The 14,894-nt window shown below is 72.5% G+C and carries 14 protein-coding genes; 9 read left to right on the forward strand and 5 right to left on the reverse strand.

The window, feature by feature from the left end:
- The first annotated feature begins 2 nt into the window (after positions 1 to 2).
- The 3 genes from BS80_RS05015 to BS80_RS05025 all read left to right on the forward strand — a co-directional run bounded on the left by BS80_RS05015 (position 3) and on the right by BS80_RS05025 (position 2,577).
- Complete coding sequence (locus tag BS80_RS05015) at positions 3 to 1,052, forward strand: aldo/keto reductase (RefSeq protein WP_035793649.1); 1,050 nt, start codon at positions 3 to 5, stop codon at positions 1,050 to 1,052.
- Positions 1,053 to 1,135: 83 nt separating this feature from the next.
- Entirely contained in the window at positions 1,136 to 1,939 is an 804-nt protein-coding gene (locus BS80_RS05020; RefSeq protein WP_035793651.1) for an aminoglycoside 3'-phosphotransferase, read from the forward strand.
- Between the two features lie 173 nt (positions 1,940 to 2,112).
- Positions 2,113 to 2,577 (forward strand): GNAT family N-acetyltransferase, encoded by a 465-nt coding sequence (locus BS80_RS05025; RefSeq protein ID WP_035793652.1) that lies wholly within the window; start codon positions 2,113 to 2,115, stop codon positions 2,575 to 2,577.
- 58 nt (positions 2,578 to 2,635) lie between these two features.
- On the opposite strand, the gene BS80_RS05030 is transcribed toward BS80_RS05025, so the two are convergent.
- Positions 2,636 to 3,460: a MerR family transcriptional regulator gene (locus BS80_RS05030; RefSeq protein WP_035793653.1), complete on the reverse strand. Its 825-nt coding sequence runs from the start codon at positions 3,458 to 3,460 to the stop codon at positions 2,636 to 2,638.
- A gap of 100 nt (positions 3,461 to 3,560) precedes the next feature.
- On the opposite strand from BS80_RS05030, the gene BS80_RS05035 reads away from it, so the two are divergent.
- Both BS80_RS05035 and BS80_RS05040 read left to right on the forward strand, forming a co-directional pair.
- Positions 3,561 to 4,724 (forward strand): sensor histidine kinase, encoded by a 1,164-nt coding sequence (locus BS80_RS05035; RefSeq protein WP_051966049.1) that lies wholly within the window; start codon positions 3,561 to 3,563, stop codon positions 4,722 to 4,724.
- A 29-nt stretch (positions 4,725 to 4,753) separates the two neighbouring features.
- Positions 4,754 to 5,398, forward strand: a complete 645-nt coding sequence (locus BS80_RS05040) for a response regulator (protein WP_035793905.1) — start codon at positions 4,754 to 4,756, stop codon at positions 5,396 to 5,398.
- A gap of 16 nt (positions 5,399 to 5,414) precedes the next feature.
- On the opposite strand, the gene BS80_RS05045 is transcribed toward BS80_RS05040, so the two are convergent.
- Both BS80_RS05045 and BS80_RS05050 read right to left on the reverse strand, forming a co-directional pair.
- Complete coding sequence (locus tag BS80_RS05045; RefSeq protein ID WP_232246363.1) at positions 5,415 to 6,227, reverse strand: hypothetical protein; 813 nt, start codon at positions 6,225 to 6,227, stop codon at positions 5,415 to 5,417.
- Positions 6,228 to 6,572: 345 nt separating this feature from the next.
- Positions 6,573 to 6,806 (reverse strand): hypothetical protein, encoded by a 234-nt coding sequence (locus BS80_RS05050; protein WP_035793656.1) that lies wholly within the window; start codon positions 6,804 to 6,806, stop codon positions 6,573 to 6,575.
- Positions 6,807 to 6,959: 153 nt separating this feature from the next.
- Here BS80_RS05050 and BS80_RS05055 point away from each other — a divergent pair, with 153 nt between their 5' ends.
- The 4 genes from BS80_RS05055 to BS80_RS05065 all read left to right on the forward strand — a co-directional run bounded on the left by BS80_RS05055 (position 6,960) and on the right by BS80_RS05065 (position 10,509).
- The gene (locus BS80_RS05055; RefSeq protein ID WP_035793911.1) at positions 6,960 to 7,871 is read left to right on the forward strand and encodes a helix-turn-helix domain-containing protein; all 912 of its coding nucleotides are present in this window, start codon (positions 6,960 to 6,962) and stop codon (positions 7,869 to 7,871) included.
- The gene (locus BS80_RS42465; RefSeq protein ID WP_232246364.1) at positions 7,834 to 7,965 is read left to right on the forward strand and encodes a DUF397 domain-containing protein; all 132 of its coding nucleotides are present in this window, start codon (positions 7,834 to 7,836) and stop codon (positions 7,963 to 7,965) included. Before BS80_RS05055 ends, BS80_RS42465 begins: the two co-directional genes overlap by 38 nt.
- 208 nt (positions 7,966 to 8,173) lie before the next feature.
- The gene (locus BS80_RS05060) at positions 8,174 to 10,225 is read left to right on the forward strand and encodes a phosphocholine-specific phospholipase C (RefSeq protein ID WP_035793913.1); all 2,052 of its coding nucleotides are present in this window, start codon (positions 8,174 to 8,176) and stop codon (positions 10,223 to 10,225) included.
- 86 nt (positions 10,226 to 10,311) lie between these two features.
- Positions 10,312 to 10,509, forward strand: a complete 198-nt coding sequence (locus BS80_RS05065; protein ID WP_035793658.1) for a hypothetical protein — start codon at positions 10,312 to 10,314, stop codon at positions 10,507 to 10,509.
- Between the two features lie 67 nt (positions 10,510 to 10,576).
- Here the strand turns inward: BS80_RS05065 and BS80_RS05070 are convergent, their stop codons facing one another.
- On the reverse strand, positions 10,577 to 11,449 hold the full coding sequence (locus BS80_RS05070; RefSeq protein WP_083974258.1) for a serine/threonine-protein kinase: 873 nt from the start codon (positions 11,447 to 11,449) through the stop codon (positions 10,577 to 10,579).
- Positions 11,450 to 11,572: 123 nt separating this feature from the next.
- The gene (locus tag BS80_RS05075) at positions 11,573 to 14,812 is read right to left on the reverse strand and encodes a S41 family peptidase (protein WP_035793661.1); all 3,240 of its coding nucleotides are present in this window, start codon (positions 14,810 to 14,812) and stop codon (positions 11,573 to 11,575) included.
- Positions 14,813 to 14,894 lie beyond the last annotated feature (82 nt).

Raw genomic sequence — 14,894 nt, forward strand, 5'->3', positions numbered from 1 at the left:
TCATGCGTTATCGCAACCTCGGCGGAACCGGCATCGAGGTCAGCGCGTACTGCCTGGGCACGATGATGTTCGGGGCGGTCGGGAACACCGACCACGAGGACTCCGTCCGCATCATCCACACCGCCCTCGACGCGGGGATCAACTTCGTGGACACCGCGGACATGTACTCCGGCGGCGAGTCCGAGGAGATCGTCGGCAAGGCGCTCCGGGGTCGACGCGACGATGTGGTACTCGCCAGCAAGGTCCACTTCCAGATGGGGGAGGGACGCAACCGCAGCGGCAACTCACGGCGATGGATCGTCAGGGCGGTCGAGGACAGCCTGCGGCGGCTGCAGACCGACTGGATCGACCTCTACCAGGTCCACCGGCCCGACCACAGCACCGACGTCGAGGAGACCCTCTCGGTCCTGGGCGACCTGGTGCGTGAGGGCAAGATCCGTGCCTTCGGCTGCTCGACCTTCCCGGCCGAGGAGATCGTCGAGGCCCACCATGTCGCCGAACGGCGCGCGCTGCCGCGGTTCCGCACCGAGCAGCCGCCCTACTCGCTGATCGTCCGCGGCATCGAGTCCTCGGTACTGCCGGTCTGCCGCCGCTACGGCATGGGTGTGCTGACCTGGAGCCCGCTGGCCTCCGGCTTCCTGACCGGAAAGTACCGGCAGGGCCGTCCGATCGACCTCACCAGCGGACGGGCCAAGCTCACCCCGGCCCGGTTCGACCCCGCCGTTCCCGGGAACGAGGTCAAACTCGCCGCCGTCGAGCGGTTCACCGAGCTGGCCACCGACATCGGCTGCACCCTGCCCGAGCTCGCGACCGCCTTCCCGCTCGCGCACCCGGCCGTCACCTCGGTGATCATCGGCCCGCGCACCGGGGAGCAGCTGGAACTGCTCCTCAAGGGCGCCTCACTGGAACTGGACGACACGACTCTCGACCGGATCGACGAGATCGTCCCGCCCGGAGTCAACCTTTACCAGCCGGACGGCGCCTGGCGGGCCCCCGCGCTCGACGACACCGCAGGCCGCCGCCGAGCCCCGGCCGACCGCTCCGCGGCATAGACCCGACGCAGGCGCCGACGTCTGATGCTGAACGGGCGGAAAAGGGCTGGCCGGCCACCGGCCGGCGCGGCGAGGATGACCGGATGACCGCTTACGCGCCTGAAGGGCCGACCGAAGTGCCGAACGTCGTCGCCGAGTTGGCAGCCGGGCGGCCGGTGCGGGCGGTGTGGGAGAACGGCGTCGGCGGCCTGACCTTCCAGATCGGGCTGGGGGAGGCACGGCAGTTCCTGAAGTGGACACCGGTCGGCAGCGGCATCGACCTCTCGGCCGAGGTGGTGCGCCTGCGCTGGGCGGCGGGATTCACCGTGGTGCCGCGCGTGCTCGACGAGGGCGCGGACGAGACCGGGTCCTGGATCGTGACGGCCGGACTGCCCGGACGCATGGCGGTGGACGACCACTGGAAGCGCGACCCCGCCACCGCCGTCCGCGCGATCGGTGCCGGGTTGCGCGCACTGCACGAGGAACTGCCGGTCGCGGACTGCCCGTTCGACTGGTCGGCCGGGCAACGGCTGGCCGCCGTCCGGTCCCGAGCGGCGGCGGGCCGGATCGACCCCGGGGAGTGGCACGAGGACATCCGGCCCGTCGGCACCGTCGAGCGCGCGCTCGGTCTGCTCGCCGACCTCCCGCCGGTCGACCGGCTCGTCGTCTGCCACGGCGACGCCTGCGCCCCCAACACCCTGATCGCCGACGACGGCACGTGCAGCGGCCACGTCGACCTCGGCTCGCTCGGCGTCGCCGACCGCTGGGCCGACCTCGCCATCGCCACCTGGAGCACGGGGTGGAACTACGGCCCCGGGTGGGAGGACGCACTGCTCGACGCTTACGGGGTCGACCCGGACCCGGAGCGGACGGCGTACTACCGGCTGCTGTGGGACCTGTCGGACTGACGGCGAGCCCGGCCGGTGTTCAGGCGGCGCGGCGCAGGACCAGGGTCACGAAGCCCCAGGTGTCCCGGTAGACGCGCAGCCATTCGGAGCGGTGGGTGTGGGCGGTCTCCAGGACCTGGGCACTGTCCGGGTGTTCGGGGCTGTCGGCCGCACGTCGTGCGTAGACTCGCGTCGTGAAGATCAGTCAGGCGCAGGCGGACGACGTCGCAGGCTTGGCCCGGCTCGTGTGGCTGGACACCCGTCATGAGGAGCCGGAACAGCGGGCCGTCGACGCGTTCGCAGCGGAGCTCGCGCAGTGGTGGGCCGCGCAGCGGGGCTCGCACCTGGCGTTCGTGGCTCGGCTCGGCGAACCGGAGATCATCGGCATGGCCTGGGTCGCGCTCGTCCCCCGCGTGCCGAGGCCTGGAGCGACGAGTCGGCTGTCCGCGGACATCCAGACCGTTTTCGTTCTGCCGGAGCAGCGAGGTCAGGGGATCGGCTCGGCGCTCGTGGCGGCCGCATCGGACCACGCGGCACAGCTCGGGGCCGCTCGGGTGACGGTTCACTCCGGTCGCAGGGCGGTGCCGGTGTATGAGCGGCTGGGCTTCGAGTCGTCCCGCCAGCTCCTGCAGCGGACGCCGTCCCGCGCCTCGGTGTAGGTGTTGCGTGGGAAGTCGGCCGGGCCGACTTCCCACGCAGGGTGGTGGCGGGGCAGGGTCAGGCCGAGGTGATCGGCTCCTGGAGTTCGGTCACCCACTGGGTGCGGTCGTCCGGGCATTCGAGGTAGAGCTCGCGCGCGTAGCCGGCGGAGCGGTGGCCGTTGGCGTCGATCCAGCGAGCGAGGGCTTGGACACTGGGCATGACGTCGTCCATCGAGCCGCGGTGCACCAGGGTGGCGGCGCTCTCGATGGCGGGCAGGTCGACGACGGCGAAGTCGTGGCTGTCGTGAGGCGCCGTCGCCACCGGCATGCCCGCGTGGACGACCACCGTGTCGTCGCCGTCCGGTGAGACCTCGTAGTAGGCGACGGCAGGTCCGGTGATGGACACGCCCGCAGCCGCGAGCCGGCGGCACAGCTCGTCGTAGAGCGGACCGATCACCGGTCCGATCCCGTCGGGCTCGTGGGTCGTGGCGGTGCCGGTCAGCTCGGCCAGGCGCACAGCGGGAATGCGCTTGACCACAACGTCGTTGGAGGGCATCTGCCCCTCGCTCTCGATCGTCCGGAGCCTCGCCTCGACCTGGGCCAGCCGCAGTGCGTCCGCCGCCATCGCCGAAGCGAGTTCCGCCTGACGCAGCCGCAGCATCCCGCGCAACTCCGCGGCGCTCACCTGCTCGTCCAGGATGCTCTGCACCTGCTGGAGGGTGAAGCCGAGGTCCTTCAGGGCGATGACGCGGTTGAGCCGGGCCAGCTGGCCGGCTTCGTAGAAGCGGTAGCTGGTGGACAGGTCGACGTGGGCGGGGCGGAGCAGTCCGATCGCGTCGTAGTGGCGCAACATCCGGACCGACACGCGGCCGTGCTTGGCGAAGTCTCCGATGGTGAACATGATGCCTCCCAGTGCATGCCCTCACACGGTGTCATGGTCAAGAGGCCTGGTCACAGCAGGGGAAGCTGGGGCGGGCCCGGCGCGCACCTATGCTGAGCGCATGGCTGCCCAGGCGCTGACCTCGTCCGCTGCGATCGCCGGTCGGCGGTGGGGGCGGCGCACGGTCGTGGAGTCGATCCACCTTCTCACCGCGCCGCTGAGCATCGTGTTCGGAGTGCTCGCGGCGCTGCGGCGGAGGGGGCGGAGCGGGCCGGCGCTCTGGCTCGTGTTGGCGCACGCCGTCGTGGCACTGCCCGTCGCGCTCGTCATGGCGGCGATCACCGGCCTGTGGTGGTTCGTCGGCCTGGCCGCCGGCACGTTTCCGCTGCGCACCCAGGCCGCGCCCGGCTCGCTGCGCCCGATGACGCTGTACGCGGGCAACGCCCAGTCGCACATCTCGCTGAGCCTGGGCCTGACGTCGCCGGACGGGCGGTTGGCCTTCGCCCTCAGCCTGGGTGCGCTGTCGCTGGCAACACTGCCGCTGCTCACGCGGGCATGCGTTGCGGTCCAGGCCGGGCTCGGTACCGCACTGCTCTCCGACACGTCCGCGCTGCACCGGCGGATCCACGGGCTGGAGCGGGAGCGCGACACGGCCCGGGCGCAGGCCGTCGCGGTCGTGACGGCGGAGGCGGAGGCCCTGCGCCGGCTCGAACGCGACATCCACGACGGCCCGCAGCAGCGGCTTGTCCGGCTGGCGATGGAACTCGGCCGCGCCCAGCACCACTTGGAGCGTCGCCCGGAACTCGCCCGGCAGGCCCTGGACGACGCGCTCGTCCAGGCGCAGGAGACCCTCGACGAACTACGGGCGCTGTCCCGCGGCATCGCCCCTCCGATCCTCGCCGACCGGGGACTGCGCGAGGCGCTGGCGGCGCTGGCCGTGCGGTGTCCGGTGCCCGCCGAGTTCGACGCGGGGCCGGGCGGGCCGGGCGCGTCGGTCGATCGGCTCGATGCCGCTGTTGAGACGGCCGCGTACTTCGTGGTCGCGGAGGCGCTGACGAACGTGGCCAAACACAGCCGCGCCGAGCGCTGCGCCGTCGGGCTGCGGTACGAGGACGGGAGCCTACGGGTGTGGGTCACGGACGACGGCGTGGGCGGCGCAGCGCTCGCCAAGGGCCACGGGCTGCGCGGCCTCGGCGACCGGGTCGGCGCGATCGGCGGCCGCCTGGAGGTCAGCAGCCCGGTCGGCGGCCCGACGGTGATCGCCGCGGAGCTGCCATGTCGATGACGAGCCAGGACGGTTCGGCCCGGCGTGCGCTGCGGATCGTGCTCGCCGACGACGCGGTGCTGCTGCGTGAGGGCCTGGTCCGGCTGCTGGTCGAGGACGGGCACGAGGTGGCCGCGGCGGTCGGCGACGGCCCGGCGCTGGTCGAGGCGGTGCTCGCGCACCGCCCGGACATCGCGATCGTCGACGTGCGGATGCCGCCGACGCACAAGGACGAGGGCCTGCGCGCCGCGATCGCCGTCCGTGAGCGGCTGCCCGGCGCCGCGATCCTGGTCCTCAGCCAGTACGTCGAGGTGTCCTACGCCGCCGACCTGCTCGCGGACGGCGTCGGCGCGGTCGGCTACCTGCTCAAGGACCGGGTCGCCAAGGTCGGGGAGTTCCTCGACGCGCTCGACCGCGTCGCGGGCGGCGCGACCGTGCTGGACCCGCAGGTCGTCGCGGAGCTGCTGTCCGCGCGGCACCGTCGGGACCCGCTCGCGGCGCTCACGGCCCGGGAGCGGGAGTTGCTGGGGCTGATGGCCGAGGGGCATTCCAACGCGGCTGTCGCCCGGCGCCTGACGCTCTCCGGCAGCGCCGTGGAGAAGCACATCGGGAACGTGTTCGCGAAGCTCGGCCTGCCACCCGACGACGCCCAGCATCGCCGGGTGCTCGCCGTCCTCGCGTATCTCGGCGCCTGACGACGGCCGGGGCAGATCACCAACCGCCGTTGAAGAAGGCCAGCAGCGCGGGCGCCGGGTTCGCGGCGGTGCAGGTGTTCGCCACGAGGACGAGGGCCGCGGCGATCGTGAGAGTGGCCAGCAGTGCGCCGAAGGTGCCCAGCAGCCGCCGCGTGCGCCGATCGGCCGCTGCCGTGCGCACGAGCCTCCGCCAGGTCGCCACACCCATGCCGAGCAGGACGAGCGTGAGGATCGCGGTCAGCACGGCGATCACAGCGTGGTACCTGCCGAAGTCGGCGACCATCATGGCGGTTTGCGGGGTGCGGTGGTCCGCGCTCGAGAAGTTGGTCAGTTGCTGCCTGACCTGGCCGAGCGCGATCGTCAGACGGCTGTCGGGAGTGCGGAAGGGAAGAAGCGACAGGACGGAGGAGAACGGTGCGATCGTGCCTTGGACGTTGGCCATCAACAGCGCGGCTGCGCCCGTGGTGAGCAGCGTGACCAGCGCCCAGGCAGCGGCGAGTCGAGGAAGCCGGCCGGTGGTCGGCAGCGCGTGCCAGAGGCGAACGGCGAGGAGGGCCAGCACGGTCAGCAGGAGGGCGGCGCACACGGCTTTGACCAGGTGATAGCGACTCCAGTAGTCGACGATCCCGGCCAGGTCCGGCGGGAGCGCTCGCCCACCGGAGTTCCAGTAGTCGACGAAGGCCGGATCCAGGGCGTCGGTGAGGGCCCGCTGATCGGCGAACCCGCCGCCCGCCAGCGGACCGGGGGCCAGGACGAAGGCGGCGCCGAAGGCGAGGGCGAGAGCGATGAGCAACGCGGAGACGCGGGCCGAGGGGGAGGGATGCATCATGCGGATCACGATCCCCGGGCAGGTGCCGTACGGTCACTGCGGCGGACCGCCGACTGGGGGTGTGGCAGGCCATACCCCGGGGAGGGGGACGGGGGGCGGAAGCGGGCAGCGGGGGCAGGCGCAGGGCGGCCAGGTGAGGGGGGAGGCGGTGGGGCGGTACTGCTCCTCGACCTCGGCGGGCGGGGCGAGGTCGAGGCGGTCCCCGGTGGGGGTGATCCGATAGGTGCGGATCGTCATGCGGCTCATGGGTCGGGTCAATTCACTTGGCAGATGGGGCAGTCGGGCCAGTTGAGCGGGCACGAGCGAGGTGATCTCCTGGGGAGGGCGGTGAGTCTGCGGAGGAGTTCAGCAGTGGGCATGGGTGTTCCCCGACCGGATGACGGCGGCCAGATGCCTGATCACATCGGCCCGGGCGGAACCGAGTTCGATGAGCACGAAGCCCGTGCACGGCGAGCGCCAGTCGATGGAGACGGAGGGGAGCACGATGCCGGCGGCGGCGAGGGCTTCGAGGAGTTCGGCGAGGGCGTCGGCGGCTTCCTTGCGGCGGGCGGCCATGTGCTTGGTGAGGAGGGAGGGCATGGGGGATCCGTTTCGAGAGCAGGGAGGCGAATCTCACGTTCTGTGTCCCTATCGTTGCGCTGCGGATCTACGATGCACAGGGGGGAGCGGCTTACGCCTGTGGTCGTAAGGAGAAGTGATCTTGTGGGTAAAGATGTTGACCCGACGTCATCGATGGCGGCCCTCTTCGGGAGGAGGGTGAAGCGGCTCCGCACGGCCGCCGGTCTCACCCAGGCCGAGCTGGGGCAGCGGACCCACATCCACAGCACGCGCATCAACCAGGTCGAGCGCACGACGGGACACAAGCCCACGCGGGAGTTGGCGGAGCTGCTCGACCGGGCGCTCGGTGCGGACGAGCTTCTGGTGGACCTGTGGCCGTACGTGCACCGGGAGAGCTTTCCGAACTGGTCGCGCGCGTTCATGGAGCGTGAGGCGCAGGCGGTGCTCATGCGGAAGTACATGGCGCACACGGTGCCGGGCCTGCTGCAGACCGAGGACTACGCCCGGGCGATCCTGCGGACTGACGGATCACTCAGCGAGGAGCAGTTGGCGGAGCGCATTGCTGCCCGCATGGCGCGCCAGGAAATCCTGAGCAGGGCGGACAGTCCTGAACTGCGGGTTGTTCTGGACGAGTCGGTGCTCCTGCGGCCGGTGGGCGGGCCGGATGTCATGCGTACTCAGCTGGCGCGACTGCTGGATACCGAGAACGATCCACGCATCGTTCTTCGGGTATTGCCGTTCAGTGAGGGCGAACACCAATCCATGGGTGGTTCGCTGACGTTGCTCAACCTTCCCGACGGTTCGGAGGTCGTGTACACCGAAGGGGCCGACTACGGACGGCTGATCGAAGACCCGGTTGAGGTCAAGCCCTATGTGGTGAACTACGATCGGCTGAGTGCGCAAGCCTTGCCGCCGATCATGTCCCTCGACCTGATCCGATCCGTGATGGAGGGCGACTACCGTGCCTCACACATCCCGTCCAGATCTGAGCGCCGTCGCGTGGCGCAAGTCCAGCTACAGCAACGCGGCGGGCGGGGACTGCGTCGAGGTGGCGGACGGCGTCCCCTCCCTCGTCCCCGTGCGTGACTCCAAGGACCCCCATGGGCCCGCGCTTCTCTTCTCTCCTGCCGCCTTCGCCGTCTTCGTCGCGGGTGTGAAGGCAGGGGACTTCGGCGGCTGAGTTCTCCCCATCTCGGACAGCTGCCGTCCACCCTGGCGCCGTCCGCTGACGGTTGGGCAAACACTCCGCCAACCTCCCCTCCGGGACCTTCCGCGTGCGCATGTACTCGGTCAGGATGGCGCGCGGCTCGTGTTGTACACACAACCTGTGGGTGCCGCGTGCCGCTGTGCCGCCCGGGGGCGGTGAGACCGAAGGGTTGGCGGGCCTGATGTCAGAGCTGAGCCGTAGGAAGTTCATGGCGTTGTCGGCGAGCGCGGCGGCCGGTGCGGCGGTGGCCGGGACGGTCGGGGCCACGGCTGCGCCCGCGACGGCGACGGTGACCCACACGGGGACGATCACCGATGCCCAGCACGTGGTGATCCTGATGCAGGAGAACCGCAGCTTCGACCACTACTTCGGCATGCTGCAGGGTGTCCGGGGCTTCGCGGACCGCAGTGCGATCCAGATCGCGGGCGGCTACAGCGTCTTCAACCAGCCGAACGGCTCGGGCCGCCAGTACCCGTGGGCGTTCAGCGCCACCAGCCCGGCGGGCGGCGCCGATCCCGAGCGGCTCGCGCAGTGTAACGGTGACCTCTCGCACGCGTGGAGCGACCAGCACGCCGCCTGGAACAACGGGAAGATGGACTCCTGGGTCTCGGCCAAGGGCAACGTCCGCGCGCTCGGTCACCTGGGCCGCGCCGACATCCCGTTCCACTACGCGCTGGCCGACAACTACACCGTCTGCGACGCGTACCACTGCTCGATCCTCAGCGCGACCGGCCCGAACCGCACCTATCACTGGAGCGGCTGGATCGACCCGGCGGGCACGGCGGGCGGCCCGGCGTACGACGGCGGCGACGAGTCCGGCCTGCGCTGGCAGACCTACGCCGAGGCGCTGCAGAACGCGGGCGTGAGCTGGAAGGTCTACCAGAACGCCAGCGACAACTTCGGCGACAACGCCCTCGCGTACTTCTCCCAGTTCGCGAACGCCCCGGCGGGCAGCGCCCTGGCGAAGAACGGCATGGGCTCGGTGCCCAGCACCGGCAACACCCCGGTCGACATCGCCGCCGCGATCAAGGCGGACGTCCTGAACGGCACCCTCCCGCAGGTCTCCTGGGTGGTCGCCGACCAGGGCTCGTCCGAGCACCCGTACGCCACGCCCGAGGACGGCGCGCACTTCGTGCACATGGTGATCGACGCGCTGAACGCCGACCCGAACGTGTACAACTCCTCGATCCTGTTCCTCAACTACGACGAGAACGACGGCTTCTTCGACCACGTCCCGCCGCCGGTCGCGCCGTCGGGCACGGCGGGCGAGACCTACAACGGCACCCCGATCGGTCTCGGCTTCCGGGTCCCGATGATCGCCGTCTCGCCGTGGAGCCGGGGCGGCTGGGTCAACTCGGAGACCTTCGACCACACTTCGGTGCTGCGCTTCCTGGAGACCTGGACGGCGGCGATCGGCAAGCCGGCCACCTGCCCGAACATCAGCGCCTGGCGCCGCAGCGTCTGCGGCGACCTGACCTCGGTCTTCGACTTCGCCAACCCGGTCTACAACCTGCCCGCGCTGCCGGACACCTCGGCCACCATCGGCCTGTCCGCCTGCGGCCCGCTGCCCAACCCGGCGCCGGCGAACAACGCGCTGCCCGTCCAGGAGTCCGGCACCCGTCCGGCCCGCGCGCTGCCGTACCAGCCGAACGCCAACCTGGACCACCTGGAGTTCGACGCCAACGGCAAGACCCTGGTCTGGCTCTCCTTCGCCAACCAGGGCTCGGCGGCCACCAAGTCGGCGCACTTCGCCGCGTACGCCAACGCCTACCGCAGCGGCGGTCCGTGGCAGTACACGGTGAGCCCGCAGGCGGCCACCAGCGACTTCTTCAATGTGGGAACCGGCTACGGCAACGGCGCGTACGACCTGAGCGTGACCGGCCCGAACCGTTTCCTGCGCCGCTTCACCGGCAACACCACCAAGGCCGGCAAGAGCGCCGCCGTCGCCGCCGGCTACGCGATCGAGCCCGGCAGCGGAAAGCTCGCGATCTACTTCAAGCTGACCAACAGCGGCAGCAGCACGCTCACCTTCACCATCGCCGCCAACAACTACCGCACCGACGGCCCCTGGACGTACACGGTCCCGGCCGGCGGCAACGTCAGCGACTACTTCAACGCGGTCGCCTACAACAACGGTTGGTACGACTTCACGGTCACCGTCGACGCGGACACCACCTGGTCGCAGCGCTTCTCCGGCCACCTGGAGACGGGCGCCGCCAGCGTCACCGGCTGAGCACCGGATCCTCCGACATGCGGGTGGGCGCGAGCGGTGACATGTTGGTCACAGCCCATTGCCCGACGAACCCCGCAGGAGGAGACATGGGCATCTTCGACAGGTTCAAGGAGAAGGCCGACGACGCCGTGGAGCAGGCCAAGTCGGCGCTCGGCGGTCACAAGGACAAGGCCTCGGACGGGATGGGCGAGATGACCGGGAAGTCCCGGCAGGGCGCTCCGGATCCGGCAGACCAGGCCGCCGCGCACGACATGGACAGTGAGGGCGGCCACGAGCCGATGTAGGCCGCCGGGAACTACGGACGGGGTGCTGCCCAGCGGGCACGCCCCGTCCGTTCGTGTGTGCGGCCGGTCAGACGAGGGCCCGCAGGGCCAGGCCCGCCACCAGCAGCAGGCGGCCCCGGCCGCGCAGCAGGCGGGGCACGCGGCGGTGGCGGCCGGTGGTGGGCGCCACCACCGGTGCGGGCGAGCGGGGGTCGGGCGGGGTCTGGGCCGCCTCCTGGGCCGAGGCGGCGGCCAGCGCGAGTTCGCAGGCGGCGGCCATCGTCGCGGCGTCCGGCCAGCGCCGGTCGGGGTCCTCGGCCAGCGCGGTCGCCACCAGCGCGCGCACCGGTAGCGGGAGCCGGGGGGAGAGGGTGGAGAGGATCGGCAGCCGTCCGGTCAGGCACTCGTGGAGCACCAGGCCCAGCGCGTACAGGTCGGCCGCCCCGGCCACCGCGCCGTCGTCCTCGCGCGGGGCGATCCCGAAGCCGGTGAGCACCACACCGCCCTCGCAGAGCAGCAGGTTCGACGGCTTGAGGTCCCGGTGCACCACGCCCGCGTCGTGCGCGGCCCGCAGCACCGTCAGGACCTGACCGGTCAGGCGCAGCGCCGCCGAGGGCGCCATCGGGCCCCGGCGCTCCAGACGCTCGCTGAGCGGTTCGCCCCGGACCAGGTCCATCACCAGGTACGTGACCGGTGTGCCGTCGTCCGCCGAGCTGTGGCCGAAGTCGTGGACCTGGACGACGCCGGGGTGCTTGAGCCTGGCCAGCACCCGGGCCTCGGCGTGGAAGCGGGCGGTGAACTCCGGGTCGGCCAGCAGCCCCGATGCGAGGATCTTGACGGCGACGTCGCGTCCCAGCAGGTCGTCCTGCGCCGACCAGACGTCGCCCAGCGGGCCACCGGCCAGCCGCTCCACCAGCCGGTAGCGGCCGGCCAGCCGTGTGCCCTGCATGGTTTCGCGCATCCTGCCCTCCCCCCAAGTCCGTTCAGCCGGCCCACCCCGGCCGACCCGCGTACCCCCGGAGAGGCACGCTAACGAGCGGCGATAAACATCCACTTGCCGCCGAAACGCATCGCCGCGCGGCCCTCAGCTGCGCGGCGGCAGCGGCGGGCGGCGCAGGTCGGGGCGGGGTTCGGTCGGCGGCGGGGGAGCGGCGGCCGGGGTGCGGCGCAGCAGGTCCAGGGCCACCCGGACCGCCTCGGCCAGTTCGGTGTTGCGCCCGGCGGCCCAGTCGGCGGGTGTGCGCAGCACCGCGATGTCCGGCTCCACCCCGTGGTTCTCCACGCTGAAGCCGTAACCGCCGGTGAACCAGGACGCGTTGGCCGGGACCGAGATCGCCGTCCCGTCGCCGAGCGGGTACCGCCCGAGGGTGCCGACCACGCCGCCCCAGGTGCGCTGGCCCACCACCGGTCCCAGGCCCAGGAGTTTGACCGCGCTGATGATGACGTCGCCGTCCGAGCTGGTCGCCTCGTCGGCCAGCGCGACCACCGGGCCGCGCGGGGCGTCGCGGGGGTAGCGCACCGGGCGGCGGCCGCGGTTGAAGTCCCAACCGAGCACCCGGCGGCTGAGTTTCTCCAGGACGAGTTCCGAGACGTTCCCGCCGGCGTTCCCACGCACGTCCAACACCACGGCCGGGCGGTCGAGTTCGGTGCGCAGATCGCGGTTGAACTGGGCCCAGCCGGAGCCGCCGAGATCCGGGATGTGCAGGTAGCCGCAGAGCCCGTCGCTGAACTCCCGCACCAGCGCCCGCCGTCGGACCACCCAGTCCTGGTAGCGGATCGGCCGCTCGTCGGTCAGCGGGGTGACCGCGAGCCGGCGCACCGGTCCGTCGGAGCCGCTGCGCACGGTGAGCTCCACGGTGGTGCCGCCGGTGCCGGCCAACAGCGGGGCCGGGCCGCGCACCGGGTCCAGTGGCCGGCCGGCGATCGCGAGCAACTCGTCGCCGTCGCCCACCCCGTGGGTGGCCAGCGGCGCGCGGGCGCGCGGGTCGGAGGACTCGCCGGGCAGGATCCGGTGCAGCAGCCAGCGCCCGTCCGGGGTTCGCCGGGCCGAGGCGCCGAGCAGCCCGAGCGGCTGCTGGACCGGCGCCGGTCCCTCGCCGCGCCGGGACGGCGTGACGTACGCGTGCGAGGTGCCCAGCTCGCCGAGGAGTTCGCGCAGCAGGTCGGCGAAGTCGTCGGGGGTGGCGATCCGTTCCAGCAGCGGGGCGTACTGCTCGGTCAGCGCGGGCCAGTCCAGGCCGCCCAGCTCGGCGTCCCAGAACTGGTCGCGGACGATCCGGGCCGCCTCCCGGTACGACTGGCGCCACTCGGCGGCGGGGTGCACGGTGTGCGTGATCCGGCTCAGGTCGACGGTGGTCCCGCTGTGCGGCGCGGAGACCGGCAGCAGCTTGAGGGTGCCGGCCAGGAAGGTGGTCAGCGCGCTGCCGTCGCCGGCCACCGCGTAGCCCTCGACCTGCTCCTGGAGGGTGCTGCGGGTGGCGGTGGCCAGGTCGAAGTACTCCAGCGCCGGGCGCCCGGAGGTGTCGGTGGGATGGGCGAAGGTCTGGCCGAGGGTGCCCGAGATCGGCCAGCGCAGCCAGATCAGGCCGCCGCGCACCGGCGCGGGGGAGGAGTACTTGGAGGCGATCACCGGGAACGGCACCAGCCGGGTGGCAAGACCCTCCGGATCCACCCGCACCGTGCCGTCGCCGCCCACCGGATCCGACCCGCTCGACGGGCGGCCGCCGTCCACCGGCGCGGCGAACGGGGACGGGGTGTCCGCCGCCAGCGGCACCAGGTACGGGCGGCAGCCGAGCGGGAACGACAGGTCGCCGCTGTGCACGTCGTGCACCGGGTCGAAGCCGCGCCAGGAGAGGAAGACCAGGTACCGGCCGTCCCGGGTGAAGACCGGCTGCTCGTCCTCGAAGCGGCCGTTGGTGACGTCCAGGATCTGTTCGGGCGTGTCCGTGCGGACCAGCCGGATCCGGCGCAGCGAGCGGCCGGCGATCGGCTGCGACCAGGCCAGCCAGCGTGAGTCGGGGGAGAAGGCCGGGCTGCGCACCGGGCCGTACGCCGAGCGGGCCAGCTCGCGGACCGAGCCGTCCTCGACGCCGACCAGGAGCAGCCGCCCGTCCGAGGCGGTGGCCGCCAGGGTGTGGCCGTCCGGGGCGGCGGCCAGCTCCAGCACCCGGCCCAGCCGTCCGGCCGCGATCCGCACCGGCGGATCGGCCTGCCGCCGTGTCTTGGCCTGCGGCTCCGGCGGCGCCTCGCCCGGGAGCGCGACGTGCTCGATGGCGTCCTCGCCCTCGGCGTCGGTGACCCAGGCGACCCGCGCGGTGTGGCCCAGCAGCACCGGCAGCCGGGTCCGCACGCCGGGCGTGTCGGCCAGCGCCCGGGCCGGGCCGTCGCGGTGGGTCAGCCAGTACAGGCTGCCGCGCACCCCGATCACGGCGGCCCGGCCGGTGGCGTCGCAGACCAGGTCGTTGACGTGCCGGGCGGCGGTCACCTGGTACGGGCGCCGGCCCGCCCGCGCGCCGCCGAGCGGCACCTCCAGGCGGCGCGGCGCGGGGGCGTCCAGTTCGTCCAGCAGCCAGATGTCACCGGCGTGCTGGTAGACGATCCGCCGGCCGTCGGTGGCGGCCTCGCGGGCGTAGCAGGAGGCGTGGTCGGTGTGCCGGCGCAGGCCGGTGCCGTCCGGGCGGCAGGAGTAGAGGTTGCCGACGCCCTCGTGGTCGGAGAGGAAGGCCACCCGGCCGCCGACCAGCATCGGCGCGGAGAGGTGGCCGGCGAGGTCCGGCAGCAGCCGTTCGCCGTCCAGCCAGAGCCGGCCGGTCGCGCCGCCCCGGTAGCGCTTCCAGGCGGCGGGCTCGTGCGGGGCGGCGGCGGTCAGCAGCAGCGTGTGGTGGGCGTCCACCTGCGCGTCGCGGACCGGCCCCCAGGGCTGGCGGCGGCCCGGCGCGCCGTCCAGCGGCAGTGCGTGCGCCCAGGTGTAGTGGGCGAACGGCTCGTGGAACGAGGTGACGGCCAGCACCTCGCCGTCCGGCAGCCAGCCGCGCACCCGGGTGTCCTGGCTGCCCCAGTACGTCAGCCGGGCGGCCTCGCCGCCGTCGGCCGGGGCCGTCCAGACCTCGGGGGTCAGCGCGGCCCAGCTGGTCCAGGCGACCGTGCGCCCGTTCGGCGACAGGCGCGGGTGGCTGACCCGGGTCCGGTCGCAGCTGACCCGCCAGGCGCGTCCGGACCCGCCGCCGTCGTCCAGCGGCGCGAGCCAGACGTCGTCCTCGGCGGTGAACGCGAGCAGGCCGTCGCGCAGGTGCGGGAATCGTAGGTAACCCGGCTGAGTGCTCATCCCGTCCATCGTTCGGCGGCGCGGACGGCCCGGCAACCGGGGGCGGAAAATCCGGATGCGGCGCCGAAGACGATCCGGCTAC

The organism is Kitasatospora mediocidica KCTC 9733 (assembly GCF_000744225.1).
Taxonomy (GTDB): domain Bacteria; phylum Actinomycetota; class Actinomycetes; order Streptomycetales; family Streptomycetaceae; genus Kitasatospora; species Kitasatospora mediocidica.

What these genes read in the sequence shown, in the direction of transcription:
- BS80_RS05015 (WP_035793649.1), top strand. Translation starts at nt 3, where the DNA reads ATGCGTTATCGCAACCTCGGCGGAACCGGCATCGAGGTCAGCGCGTAC.
- BS80_RS05020 (WP_035793651.1), top strand. Translation starts at nt 1,136, where the DNA reads ATGACCGCTTACGCGCCTGAAGGGCCGACCGAAGTGCCGAACGTCGTC.
- BS80_RS05030 (WP_035793653.1), bottom strand. Translation starts at nt 3,460, where the DNA reads ATGTTCACCATCGGAGACTTCGCCAAGCACGGCCGCGTGTCGGTCCGG.
- BS80_RS05035 (WP_051966049.1), top strand. Translation starts at nt 3,561, where the DNA reads ATGGCTGCCCAGGCGCTGACCTCGTCCGCTGCGATCGCCGGTCGGCGG.
- BS80_RS05045 (WP_232246363.1), bottom strand. Translation starts at nt 6,227, where the DNA reads ATGATGCATCCCTCCCCCTCGGCCCGCGTCTCCGCGTTGCTCATCGCT.
- BS80_RS05050 (WP_035793656.1), bottom strand. Translation starts at nt 6,806, where the DNA reads ATGCCCTCCCTCCTCACCAAGCACATGGCCGCCCGCCGCAAGGAAGCC.
- BS80_RS05055 (WP_035793911.1), top strand. Translation starts at nt 6,960, where the DNA reads ATGGCGGCCCTCTTCGGGAGGAGGGTGAAGCGGCTCCGCACGGCCGCC.
- BS80_RS05060 (WP_035793913.1), top strand. Translation starts at nt 8,174, where the DNA reads ATGTCAGAGCTGAGCCGTAGGAAGTTCATGGCGTTGTCGGCGAGCGCG.
- BS80_RS05065 (WP_035793658.1), top strand. Translation starts at nt 10,312, where the DNA reads ATGGGCATCTTCGACAGGTTCAAGGAGAAGGCCGACGACGCCGTGGAG.
- BS80_RS05070 (WP_083974258.1), bottom strand. Translation starts at nt 11,449, where the DNA reads ATGCGCGAAACCATGCAGGGCACACGGCTGGCCGGCCGCTACCGGCTG.
- BS80_RS05075 (WP_035793661.1), bottom strand. Translation starts at nt 14,812, where the DNA reads ATGAGCACTCAGCCGGGTTACCTACGATTCCCGCACCTGCGCGACGGC.